Genomic DNA, 11,027 nt, shown 5'->3' with positions numbered 1-11,027 from the left:
GGCGCTCAGGTTTTCAACATGACCATGGCCCGGCCGCTGGCGAGAAGCTGGCCGGACTGGCAGACCTGGAACTGGTACTGCCAACTGCCCGGACCAACGGCCAACACGGATGCCTCCGTCTGTAGCGCGCCCTGGACCACCTCAATCCGATCGGAGGCGAGCACCAGATCACGCAGCGATACCAGCAAGCCCGGGTTCGCCCGGCCACCCTGGGCCGCGGCCAGCAACCCGCCATGAACGGCCATTGCCTGCGCACCGAACTCGGCCAGATGCACCGCTGCGACGCCGACACTGCGCGCCAGCGGATGCGCGCTCGGGTGCGGCGCGTCGGCTTCCAAAAGAATACGCTCAGCCGAGTGATCGAGCACGCGATCGTGCAGGCACATGCTGCCTTGATGCGGAATCAGGGCTGCAATGGCTTCCTTGGTTTGCGGCAGATTCATGCGGCCTCCGGTGTGGGCGATGCGTCGGATCGGTCTTGCAGCAACATCAGCGCAAGGGCGAAATTGCACAGCACGCCAAGGCTGACCGTCAATCCTAGCGCGCGCAACACGGGCAGGCTGGAACTCGCGAGCAGCACAAACACCATCAGCGTGGACACCGCGCACACCAACAGCCCGTGCAAGCTGGCCAACGGGTCAGCATCGGGCTCGGATTGCGCCGCCTCAAAGAACAATGCGTAGTCAATGCCAAGACCGGCAGCCAATACCAGCGCGATGAGATGAAACAGCGACAACGACACCCCAAGCCCGGTCAGCACCGCGAGCACCAGGATCGTGCTGAACACCATTGGCTGTATGACGCGAAGGCTGCGGCGCCAGGAGCGCAATGCGAGACCGATTACGAGCACCAACGCCAGCGCCGCCCAGAGAAGACTGTTCAGAATCGCATGGCGATAGCGCGTCACCATCGCCTCTGACGCTTGCTTTAGGTCCAGGAAATGCAGATCAGCATGACGGCCCGCGAGCGCGGCCACCGCGTCGGCGTCCACCTGACCGCGAAACGTGATCAGCGCGACCGTTTCGCCATCGCGCGTCCACAGGAGGCTCGCCAATCGCAGCCCCAGAGGCGTGTTCGCCAGAGCATCTGGTCGAAGCAGCGCGCGGCTTTTTGCTACGGCCAAGTCCGCCACGAAATCGGAGAACGCGGCTGGATCGAAATCGGTATCGGCGATGGCCGCGTCCAACAAGGCTTGGGCTCGTTCCGGCGTCGGCAACGCGGCCTGCCGCTGCAGTTGCAACGCGGTTGACGGCAGCAGTTCGGCGGCGTGATCAAATCCGCCCAGTTTGCCCTCGGCGACTGCACGCTGGAGCTCCGGCGACAGCGCTTCCAGCGACTGCAGGACGGATTCCGAATTTGGTCCGCGCAGCACGAGCAAATACCGCATGTCGGGTGCCGCCAGTGCACGCCGCAGTTCGATTTCGCGATCGAGCCAAGCCTGTGGCAACGGCGACAGGCGGGCGAGATTGTTCTCCCAACTGGGCCCACCCTGTGTCCACAACCAGATCAATGCGAGCCCGCTGACCGCGGTCGCGAGGATGCGCAGGCGTCGCCAATGCAACAGGTGCCGGCTCAGGCGCGAAAGCCATGGCGCGCGGCTCGCGGCGCTCGGCACGCCGACCCAATCCGGCAGCCACCAGCGCGTACAGACAGCGGCAACGACGAGGCCGGTAACCGTGAACACCGCAAGCTGGGCGAGCCCCGGCACACCCGACAGATAGAACGCGACGTAAGCAATCGACGTGCTCGCGACGCCGGTCAGCAACGTCGGCCAGATGCGTGCGGCAGAGACCGTCGCGGGCTCATCGCCCTTGAGGTGCGAGAGCAGGTGAATCGGATAGTCCTGCGCGACGCCAATCAGCGTAAAGCCAAACGCCAGGGTCACGCCGTGCACGGTGCCAAAAACAAGGCTGACCGCAGAAATACCAGCAAGGCCTGCTAAGACCAGAGGCAAGCCACCAAGCAGCAAGTAGCGCCAACGGCGATACGAGAGCCACATCAGGACCACCATCAGGATCGTCGCAATCAGGCCCAGCAAGTTGGCCTCGTTGCGAATGCGCGATTCCATCCGTACCGAATAGGCGCCCGGACCATTGATCGTCAACGTGGTCGCGCTGCCAGTGGCGATGCTCGCAAAGCCCTGTTCGATGCCCGCGAGCAACTGGCGATTCGCGTTCGGGTCGAATGCTGCAGCCGCCGGCTCCACCACCAGCAAGGCGCCAAGTGGCTTCGTTTCGAACCACACATCGAACGCTTTCTGCGGCTCCGCATCCGGGCTCAGCGATTCGGCCAGATGTAGTACTTCGAGCGTGGGGTCGCGACCGAGCCAATCTTCGAGCAACATGCCAGCAGGTGACGCCAGCTCGGCAGCGCGATCCAATAACGCCTCGTGCAGTTGCGTTGCGTTGAGTGGCTCGGCGTCGAAGCGATCGGTCAGCAGATAGCGCGCAGCAAGCAGCGTTTCCGGCAGATCGTCCAGCGTCTCACTGCCATTAGCGACCAAGCGAATGTCGTCGCGTTGACTCAGCAAGTCCTTGAGCGCCAAAGATTGCCCGGCCAGCGTTTCGGAATCGGCGCCCTGGATACTCAGAAACAGCAGACGCGACCCCGGACCCTCGGCGATCTGATCCAACAGCAGATGCTCGTCCGCGGTTTCGGGCGCCGGCATGAAGGCACGCAGATCAGCACTGATCTTGAGCCGCGGCAGGCTGATCAGCGCCAGGAGCACCATCGCTGCAATCGCCCCGAGCAGGCGTAGCCAGCGCGACGTCGAAGGCCGATGGCTCACGGTTTCTGACAGAACTGCGTGAGGGCATCGACGGTGGTGACATCCGCCGGCAACGTGGCCACGCGGTCACCGAGCACCAAGAGACTTTGCTCATGATCCGGCTCGACAAAAGCAAGGCAATGCACATGCGGGCCTTGGCCCAGCACATCGATGCGGCTGAGCCGCTTTTGCATGGCGGCTTGTTTCGGGATCAGACTCAGGCGAAACCCGCTTTCGAGGTCGCTCGATTCGATCGCAAACCCAGCCTGCAATCGCGCCAGGTCGCCGCCCAGCAGACCGGTGACGCTATCCAACAGCGCGGCCAGGGCAGGCACGCGTTTGAGGGCGTATTGGCGTTTGCTTTGCCCCGGACGTTCGATCGTAATCATGCCATTGGCGATCGTGCTCTGCTCCGGTCGCGGCGTTTGTACCGCGCGGACCAAGTGTGTGGGCCCAAGATATTGGAGTTCGCCGCGGCTTTGCGCCGGCTTTTTGGTGAAGCGCGAGAATCGAAACTCGGCGAACGGCTCATGCACGGGCGGCTCGCGCTTCAGCCCGGCGACGAGCGACTCGATCGTTGTTGCCGACGCGGCGCCACTTGGCCACTCAAGGCTCAGTGCGAGCAGAATCAGGACGAGGCGCTTGCCAGAAATCATAGAAGTTGAACCAGTTGTAAGGATACGCGCGCGCCATCTGCTCAAGGTAGGCCGCGTAGCGGGCCATGATGTCCCTCAGGCCGGCATCGCGATCTTTACGCGCAAAATGGAGGCCATCGCTGAAGCGCTCGAACACGAGGCGATAGCGATTGCCACCGAGATAGAGCCCGAAGCACAGACTGATCGGCACCCCGAGCGTTGCCGCAATTTGCCAGGGTGCCCGCGGAAACGGCGCCGGCTCGCCGAGAAACGGCAGTCGGAGTTGCGGTTCGTTCGGCGCTGCGCGATCGGCCAGTAGCGTAACCAACGCGCCTTGCTCGAGCGCTTCCTTGATCTGCATGACGATGCTCATGCCGTCCTGGCCCGCATCGATCACGGTGGCTGCCACCGCAGGGTTCAGTTCGGCCAATAAACTCGTGATGGCCGGATTGTGTTTGACATCGAGCACGACGCGGACGGTCACATCGGGTCGACGCAGGCTCAGCACCCGCAGCACCTCGAAGCTGCCCAGGTGCGAGCCGAGCATCAGGACGCCGCGGCCCATGTCCAAATGCGCATGCAGACCTTCGAGTCCTTGCACATCGATATCAAAACCACGGAATTGACCACTGAGCAAGAACACGCGATCAAGAATGGTGCTGGCAAAGGCATGGATATGCCGGGCGCAGTCCCGCCAGCCCGCCGGGCGACCAAGGACGCGACTCAAGAACGCCAGGGACGCACGCCGCTCGGGCACTCGTTTGAAGAAGAAGTACAGCGTGATCGGCAACAGCAGGATGCGAGCAAGCGACCGACCGCAATACTGCGCGTAGGTGCGGATCAGCCACAGCGCAAATCGCCCACCGCCCTCCGGGCGCTGCCGCCAGTCCACTTTGGGATCGGCTGCCGCGCTCATCGCTGCACCTTGCCGCTGGCAATCACATCGCGATCACGTTGTACTTTGAAGCTGAACGTCAGCGCATCGTGAGTCGTGAGCTCGATGTCGGCCCATTGCTCAGGCAGCAGCGGCGTCAGAAACTTGACTTGCGGCCAGCGCGTTGGCGCGGCCCCAGGCCAATGCGCGAGCAGCGCGAGTTGTACTTCTTCAAGAATCACCACGCCGGGCACCAACGGCTGCTCCGGGAAATGCCCCGGCAGACAAGGATGGCACGCATGCACCACGAAGCGCGTGCGACTGGTTGCGGTTGACGCGGGCAGATCAGCCATGACGCCACTCCTTGACCAGGCGCGGGCTATGCTCAATCACGCGTTTGATGAAATCGACGAAATTTGTATAGGGCATATTGTGAAAGCGCTGCTTTCGGACTTGCCATTCGAGCACCATGAGCGCCGCCATGGCGAACCAACTCAGCCCATGCGCGACGAATGCAAAATGGCCAGCCTGCAGCGGTGATGTCGACCAGACTAAGCCCAATTGCGCCAACAACCCTTCCGGCACCACCAGCGCGAACAAGGCTGTTTCGATGAGCAGCAGGCTGGAGAATAGCAACGCCCATAACAGCGTGACCGTGCGCGCATAGCCGACCATGAGTTCGGTGGGCGGATGCTCAGGTCCGTGAACGATTCGAATAAAGCGCACGATCAGCGGCTCATGTCCGGCGCGCAGGGTGCTGCCGAACAGGTAGGCAAGAAAACCATGAATCAGCATGGGCGGTAGGAACAGCAGCAACTTGGGATTGCCGTGCTGCCAAAGCCAGAGCGTCAGGACCGAGAGCGTGAGTGCCAAACCCAAGATCCACATGCTGCGACGCTGCCAGGCCATCAGGGTCAGCGCCAACGGCAGCAGCACCAATACCCAGGGCGAATAACCGCGATCCCCGTGCCATAGCGCCAGTGGTGCCAGCAGCACATAGGCGATCAGCAAGCCAGCAGTGAGAATCTTCACATTGCGCGATTGGCTTCGATGTGCGCTGACAGCGCCCGCAGCGAGGCAAAGATGCGACGATTATCTTCGTTATCGGAACGCAGCTGAAAGCCATATTTCTTGGACACGGCCAACGCCAGCTCCAGCGCGTCGATGGAGTCGAGACCCAGATCGGCGCCAAACAGCGCCTGCTCAGGATCGATTTGTTCGGGCTGGATGGATTCCAGATTCAGGGCGGAAACCAGGAGCTCAGCCAGCTCGCGCTCGGCTGGGGATTGTGTTTGCATCATGCACCTAAAAGCGATTCGAGTTTTGGCGCCGTAGGGGCAGCACCGACACAGCACGCAGATGGGTCTGCCGGGCTCGCATTCGGCGCCCGCCCGACTGGGCCTCGTACCGATTTGTCGTGGAGCAAGCTCCAACAATCAAGTCAGCCCGGGGTGCCGCGGCGCGCATTCAGTGCGTGAAGTGTATCATGGGCATTATTTGCCCCGATTTTGATCCTGTGCCCGCCGCTGAAAATACTGCCAGAACCCGTGCCGATACCGCCGCTGCAATCGCCGCCGAGACCGCATTTGATGTCCTGATTGCAGGGGGCGGACCGGCTGGCAGCACGATCGCCACGTTATTGGCCCGAAAGGGTTGGCGGGTGTGCCTTTGCGAAAAGGACGCGTTTCCGCGTTTTCACATTGGTGAATCGCTGCTGCCGATGGGGATGCCCATTCTGGAGCGTCTGGGCGTGCTGGAAGCGGTCGAGGCGATTGGCGTGATCAAACGCGGCGCCGATTTTCCGGCTGCCAACGAACGCGGCTACAACGTGTTTCATTTTGCCCGCTCACTGAATCCCACGTGGCCCCATGCCCTGCAGGTGCGCCGGGATCAGTTCGACGCGGTGCTACTCGACAACGCAAGGCGCGCGGGCGTGGCGGTGCAAATCGGTGGCCGGGTGCAGCCGGATGCGTTCGACTTGGACGGCGTTCGGGCCCAGGTCCGGTTCGCCGATGGTCGTGTCGAGGCGATCCGGGCACGATATTTAGTCGATGCCACCGGTCGCGATACCCTGATGGGCGACCAACTGAAGCTCAAGCAGAAGAACAAGAAGCACCAGAGCGCAGCGCTATTCGCACATTTCCGTGGCGCCGTCAGGCGACCAGGAGACGATGCGGGCAACATCAGCATTTATCGATTTCCGAACGGCTGGGTCTGGCTGATTCCGCTGCCAGACGACCTGATGAGTGTTGGGGCGGTGTGTTACCCGGAGTACCTGAAGCAAAGGACGACGCGCGGCACCGAATTCTTGCTCGACACGCTGCGCAGCATTCCGGATGTCTGGTCTCGACTTGAGGCCGCTGAAATTGTCGGCAACCATCACGCCACCGGCAACTACAGCTACACCCTGAGCGCGGTCGCCGGGCCGCGCTGGATCAGCGTGGGCGACGCTTCGGCGTTCGTCGACCCGATTTTTTCCAGCGGCGTGTTCCTCGCCATGAACAGCGCCGAGCTGGGCGCCGAACTCGTCGATCAGGTGTTGCGAGAACCAAGCCGCGAGCCAGCCTTGCAAAAGCACTATTGGCGAACCCTGCAACATGGCATCAAAACGTTTTCGTGGTTTATCGAACGCTTCACGTCACCCGCCATGCGCCACTTGTTCGCGAATCCGCGCAACATCTGGCGTCTGGAAGAAGGCCTGATTTCGATGCTGGCTGGCGACGTGTTTCGCGATGGCGGCGTGCGCAAGCGCCTGCTGTTGTTCAAGGTCATTTACTATCTGCACGCGTTGGCGATGTGGAAAGAGCAATGGCCGCATCTGCGCTTTCTGAAGCGCCAGACCAAGGTGGCGTTTTTGGGCGGCACGACGAGTCAAGACCATGTCTGAGGCCGCCGAGCGCTTGTTTCCCGCACCGTCCCTTCTGGTGCGCTACGGCGATCCTGCCGACGTGCCGGCGCATTCGCTGCTCGCGGCGGTGCGCTATCACGAGTCGAGTCCGGCCACCGGCGCGCTGACAATCGATAGTGGGTTTTCGATTTGGGCGCGCTCGCCGGAACTCGCCCAAAAGCCTGGTCTCTGTGAGCTGTGGGTCACCGATTGCCCGGTGGCACATCATCAAGACGGCGCGTTGCGTTTTGCCGATGATGGGCGGTTTCTGTTTGGCGTCATCGAAATTGACGAGGGCGAAGCCGGCTCAATCGAGCGGGCGGCCGAGATCGCTTATCAGCGCATTATCGATTTCATGGCAAAACGTCCGGGCAGCCAAATTCTGCGTTACTGGAATTATTTTTCGCGCATCAATGAAGGCCAGGGCGATGCCGAGCGATATCGCCACTTCTGCACGGGCCGAGCCAGCGGCCTCGGCGATTTTCGCGTCGAGCAGCTACCCGCAGCGACTGCCATCGGGCGTCAGGACGACACGCCGTGCCTCCAGGTGTATTGGCTCGCTGCGAGCGCAGCCGGCCGCCATATCGAGAATCCCAGGCAAGTGTCGGCCTATCGCTATCCACGTTGCTACGGGCCCACAAGCCCGAGTTTCTCGCGTGCCCATCTGCTGAGCCAGGGCCCTTTGCTGATCTCTGGCACCGCCAGTGTGGTCGGCCACGAAAGCCATCACGTCGGCGATCTCGATGCACAGTTCCATGAAACGCTGAGCAATCTGAACTCGCTGATTCAGAATGCACGGCGATTTCACGACCGCCTGCCCGTGCGTTTCGGCGCACAGAGCGTGCTGAAGGTGTATTTGCGGCACCGGGAGCATCTCGACCGCGTGACGCGGCTAATGTCGGCACTGCCGAACACGCCCTGGATCATTGTCGGTGGCGACATCTGCCGAGCCGACTTGCTGATCGAGATCGACGGTTTGCACCAGTAGCAAAAGGCCCAGAAGCGGCCAAGACCTCAACGCTCGGTGCGCAGCACGCTCAAGGCATCGGCCGTGGCCAACGGCATCGTGTCGATGTCGACGTGCGGGCGGCAAAGTCGGAACCCAGGCACGGTCTGGCTCAAACGACTGACCCAGTTCAGATGCAGTGACAACTGCGCGGGCGCGAAGATCAACGCAGCAACGCTGTCGCGAATCAGGCGTTTGCGCACTTCGGCAGGCGGGAGCGCGACCAATCCGGGTGGGCCCGCGTGATACTCCGGCCACAGCAATCGACCAAGCGTCGGCTGGTTTGGGCCTTGCAGGAACGGCGGATTCAGCTTGAGCTGCGGAAACGGCCCGGCAAATTCACCAGCCGAATTCAGCACGACCAGATCGTCGGCGTATCGCGCCCAACCCTGCTGGCTGGCGACGCGCGCGAGCGTCGATTTGCCTTGTCCTGAGGGGCCCAACAGCAGATCGAGCCCGAACGGCCCGGAGATCGCGCTCGCGTGCAGCGCAAACAGACCTTTGGTCGCGAGCAGACTGAGCAATCCCGGCCCTAACAACGCTTCTTGCACGTCGCCCTGGGCGGTGGTTTGGCTCACTTGTGCCACGACGATCGCGTCGCTGATCCAGAGCTCGAGCCCATGATCAAAGCGCACGACGGTTTGGCCGCCCCCGTTTTCGCCAAACGTCAGTGCGCGCGTGCGGCCGCCGAGTTGGGCGTCGCAGCGGAGATAGCGCGTCGGCTCAGCAAATTCGAATGGGATGTTGGGCGCCGCGATCGGCTGGGCGCTGGCCCAGAGCGGCCAGGGGCAGGCGACGGGTTGTCCGGCGATATCATGGACGAACAGGCTGCTGCCTGAGCGTCCGCGGTCAATCAGCCAGAACATGCCGGCAACGCTCAGAGCCAGGATTAGCGAAAACAGTGGTTGAGATCGCGCTGCTGCGAGCGACGCGCCCGGCGCGATGCGCGCGGTCCAAACGATGGATCAGGGGCAACCTGGGCACTTGAACGTGCCGGCGCCGCCAGAGTCGCCCACGCCAGGGGAGGCGCCCAATGTCAGGTCGCGCAGCGTGCCAAGGTCGGTCATGCAAGGGGAGACATAGGCCTGACGCTCAGGCGTCACCTGAGGATCAGCTGCGATTTGGCTCAACTTGGTCATGGTGAAGGGATTCCCGGATCAGCCTGAGATCTTACCGCAATGTTCCGTCACGAATTGCGGTCTCATGCCAAATTTCGTAGCAAAGTGCTTGCCAGACGTGGAGACCGGCGGCTTCCGATCCCGCCCGATCGATAGAGGCTAGCACTGTTTCGGGCTGAAGATACCGGCTCCAGCGGGCATTGGGTTGGTTCAGGCGCGCCAACACCGCGTCGCGATGCACAGCCAGACCGTGCCAAAACCAAGGCGCCAGGCTGCCCGACTTGGGGCGCAGCCGAATCGCATCGGGCAATTTTTGGTTCAGCCATCGGCGCGTCAGCCACTTGCGCTGGCCATGTCGCTCAGAAACATGCACCGGCCACTGCAAGGCCAAATCCAGGAGCGCCTGGTGTCGATATGGGAAACGCAGTTCCAGGGGGTACGCCGAGCCGAAGTACCAGGCCCCTTCAGCATCCAAGCGCGGGGCCGCAGCAAAAATATCGACCAACCGACTGTGATCCTCGATCGGCCAATCCGGCACATCGATCGGCGGCAGCGGCGTCAGCAGTTCAGCAGCAAAAGGTGTCAACGGACTTGATTCGAGCGGTTGGGACTGCCACGAACGCGGCCACCAGGGCCCGGCCCTGAGACGCCTGGACAGCTTGTGCCAACCTGCGCTCGCAGCGAGTCCGTAGCGGGACCCGCGCCAAGCGGAGGTCCAGGCGAGTTGGGGCTCCGGGTATAAATGATCACCAAAATTGCCGGACAAAAGCGTGGTTACCCCCGAATCGGTGGCGGCTTGCATCAACGCGTCGTTCAAAGCCCGATAGGGATTCGCCAGCGGTGCATCCGGATTGATCGGTAGCGTGTCCAGATTCGCGAATGGGGTGGTATGGGCCGGCACGACGGTCAATGGCAGTCCAAGCGCAGCGGCCGTCTTGGCGGCGAATGCGGATTCGTCCGAACGCGCGAGTGGCAGTTGCCAAGTGAACAATTGCGCGCGTTGCCGGGTCGCGGCAAGGCCTGCGGCCAGCGAGCTGGAGTCGATGCCGCCACTTAGCATCAGACCGAGCGACCCCGGCCGATGCTCGTCCCCCAACGCACGGCGAAGCGCCTGATCCAAGGCCTGCAACCAGTCCCGGTCGGTCCGGGCGGCAATTGGCTCAACGTTGATGGGCGCCGGCTCGCTGATCCGAAATGCGCCAGTCGGATCGGCGCTGAGGCGGGTCCCTGGACGCAGGCATTGGACGCCTTGAAAGAAACATGCCGGCGGACCGAGGGGACGATGGGCAAAAAACGCGGCAACGGCATCCGGGTTCTCAGCAATGGGCAAGCCCAACCCCGCCAGCAGCAGGCGTGGCGAACTGCCCGCCGCAAACCGGCCAGCCTGGCCCTGAAAATAGACGTTCCGCTCAGCATGCCAGCCGCGGCCGAGCGTCCACGCGCCGGCCTCGTCGCGCGTCAGTTCGAGTGCATGGGCGCTGGTTTGGCCATTGTCGGCGGCCAACGGCTGGCTGGAGACGCGCATGCGCACGCGCTTTGCATCGACCTCATGCAACCACGATGCATGGCCCGACCAAACCAGCAATGCGGCCTCGGGATACTCGTACTGGCGGCAAGGGTTGCGATCGGCCGGCCCACCCGGGCGCTGGCCATACGCGTGCCACCACAGTCGGGCCCGGCGAACGGCGTCCGCGCGGGCATCGGATGGGGGGAGGCACAAGAGCAGAAAAGCGGACATTT

At 62.6% G+C, this 11,027-nt stretch carries 12 protein-coding genes; 2 read left to right on the top strand and 10 right to left on the bottom strand.

Features of this window, described 5'->3' with window-relative positions:
• Positions 1–5: 5 nt before the first annotated feature.
• From C7S18_RS22605 to C7S18_RS22575, 7 genes are read right to left on the bottom strand one after another with little or no spacing between them, the layout of a single operon-like run.
• Positions 6–443, bottom strand: a complete 438-nt coding sequence (locus C7S18_RS22605) for a hotdog family protein (protein ID WP_106893707.1) — start codon at positions 441–443, stop codon at positions 6–8.
• On the bottom strand, positions 440–2,788 hold the full coding sequence (locus tag C7S18_RS22600; protein WP_146152075.1) for an MMPL family transporter: 2,349 nt from the start codon (positions 2,786–2,788) through the stop codon (positions 440–442). Before C7S18_RS22600 ends, C7S18_RS22605 begins: the two co-directional genes overlap by 4 nt.
• Complete coding sequence (locus C7S18_RS22595; RefSeq protein WP_106893705.1) at positions 2,785–3,423, bottom strand: LolA-related protein; 639 nt, start codon at positions 3,421–3,423, stop codon at positions 2,785–2,787. Before C7S18_RS22595 ends, C7S18_RS22600 begins: the two co-directional genes overlap by 4 nt.
• On the bottom strand, positions 3,374–4,318 hold the full coding sequence (locus C7S18_RS22590) for a lysophospholipid acyltransferase family protein (protein WP_106893704.1): 945 nt from the start codon (positions 4,316–4,318) through the stop codon (positions 3,374–3,376). The genes C7S18_RS22595 and C7S18_RS22590 overlap by 50 nt, the downstream gene beginning before the upstream one ends.
• Positions 4,315–4,629 (bottom strand): ApeI family dehydratase, encoded by a 315-nt coding sequence (locus tag C7S18_RS22585; protein ID WP_106893703.1) that lies wholly within the window; start codon positions 4,627–4,629, stop codon positions 4,315–4,317. The genes C7S18_RS22590 and C7S18_RS22585 overlap by 4 nt, the downstream gene beginning before the upstream one ends.
• Positions 4,622–5,308 (bottom strand): hypothetical protein, encoded by a 687-nt coding sequence (locus tag C7S18_RS22580; protein ID WP_106893702.1) that lies wholly within the window; start codon positions 5,306–5,308, stop codon positions 4,622–4,624. The genes C7S18_RS22585 and C7S18_RS22580 overlap by 8 nt, the downstream gene beginning before the upstream one ends.
• Positions 5,305–5,574 carry a phosphopantetheine-binding protein gene (locus tag C7S18_RS22575; protein WP_106894153.1) on the bottom strand — a complete coding sequence of 90 codons (270 nt, stop codon included), beginning with the start codon at positions 5,572–5,574 and terminating at the stop codon, positions 5,305–5,307. The genes C7S18_RS22580 and C7S18_RS22575 overlap by 4 nt, the downstream gene beginning before the upstream one ends.
• 188 nt (positions 5,575–5,762) lie before the next feature.
• Here C7S18_RS22575 and C7S18_RS22570 point away from each other — a divergent pair, with 188 nt between their 5' ends.
• Positions 5,763–7,163, top strand: a complete 1,401-nt coding sequence (locus C7S18_RS22570) for an NAD(P)/FAD-dependent oxidoreductase (RefSeq protein ID WP_106893701.1) — start codon at positions 5,763–5,765, stop codon at positions 7,161–7,163.
• Positions 7,156–8,151, top strand: coding sequence for a chorismate transformation FkbO/Hyg5 family protein (locus C7S18_RS22565; protein WP_106893700.1), 996 nt, complete (start codon positions 7,156–7,158; stop codon positions 8,149–8,151). Before C7S18_RS22570 ends, C7S18_RS22565 begins: the two co-directional genes overlap by 8 nt.
• A gap of 26 nt (positions 8,152–8,177) precedes the next feature.
• Here the strand turns inward: C7S18_RS22565 and C7S18_RS22560 are convergent, their stop codons facing one another.
• The 3 genes from C7S18_RS22560 to C7S18_RS22555 all read right to left on the bottom strand — a co-directional run bounded on the left by C7S18_RS22560 (position 8,178) and on the right by C7S18_RS22555 (position 11,025).
• The gene (locus C7S18_RS22560; protein WP_106893699.1) at positions 8,178–9,035 is read right to left on the bottom strand and encodes a hypothetical protein; all 858 of its coding nucleotides are present in this window, start codon (positions 9,033–9,035) and stop codon (positions 8,178–8,180) included.
• Between the two features lie 99 nt (positions 9,036–9,134).
• Complete coding sequence (locus C7S18_RS24650) at positions 9,135–9,308, bottom strand: hypothetical protein (protein WP_170113438.1); 174 nt, start codon at positions 9,306–9,308, stop codon at positions 9,135–9,137.
• 31 nt (positions 9,309–9,339) lie between these two features.
• Positions 9,340–11,025, bottom strand: a complete 1,686-nt coding sequence (locus C7S18_RS22555) for an asparagine synthase-related protein (protein WP_106893698.1) — start codon at positions 11,023–11,025, stop codon at positions 9,340–9,342.
• Between the last annotated feature and the right edge of the window lie 2 nt (positions 11,026–11,027).

This window comes from Ahniella affigens (assembly GCF_003015185.1).
GTDB classification, from domain to species: Bacteria; Pseudomonadota; Gammaproteobacteria; order Xanthomonadales; family Ahniellaceae; genus Ahniella; species Ahniella affigens.
The sequence above is the reverse complement of the archived record's forward strand: the minus strand, read 5'-3'. Positions and strand labels throughout refer to the sequence as shown.

Coding starts and splice junctions, on each gene's coding strand:
- C7S18_RS22605 (WP_106893707.1), bottom strand. CDS start 443: ATGAATCTGCCGCAAACCAAGGAAGCCATTGCAGCCCTGATTCCGCAT.
- C7S18_RS22595 (WP_106893705.1), bottom strand. CDS start 3,423: ATGATTTCTGGCAAGCGCCTCGTCCTGATTCTGCTCGCACTGAGCCTT.
- C7S18_RS22590 (WP_106893704.1), bottom strand. CDS start 4,318: ATGAGCGCGGCAGCCGATCCCAAAGTGGACTGGCGGCAGCGCCCGGAG.
- C7S18_RS22585 (WP_106893703.1), bottom strand. CDS start 4,629: ATGGCTGATCTGCCCGCGTCAACCGCAACCAGTCGCACGCGCTTCGTG.
- C7S18_RS22575 (WP_106894153.1), bottom strand. CDS start 5,574: ATGCAAACACAATCCCCAGCCGAGCGCGAGCTGGCTGAGCTCCTGGTT.
- C7S18_RS22570 (WP_106893701.1), top strand. CDS start 5,763: ATGGGCATTATTTGCCCCGATTTTGATCCTGTGCCCGCCGCTGAAAAT.
- C7S18_RS22565 (WP_106893700.1), top strand. CDS start 7,156: ATGTCTGAGGCCGCCGAGCGCTTGTTTCCCGCACCGTCCCTTCTGGTG.
- C7S18_RS22560 (WP_106893699.1), bottom strand. CDS start 9,035: ATGTTCTGGCTGATTGACCGCGGACGCTCAGGCAGCAGCCTGTTCGTC.
- C7S18_RS24650 (WP_170113438.1), bottom strand. CDS start 9,308: ATGACCAAGTTGAGCCAAATCGCAGCTGATCCTCAGGTGACGCCTGAG.
- C7S18_RS22555 (WP_106893698.1), bottom strand. CDS start 11,025: ATGTCCGCTTTTCTGCTCTTGTGCCTCCCCCCATCCGATGCCCGCGCG.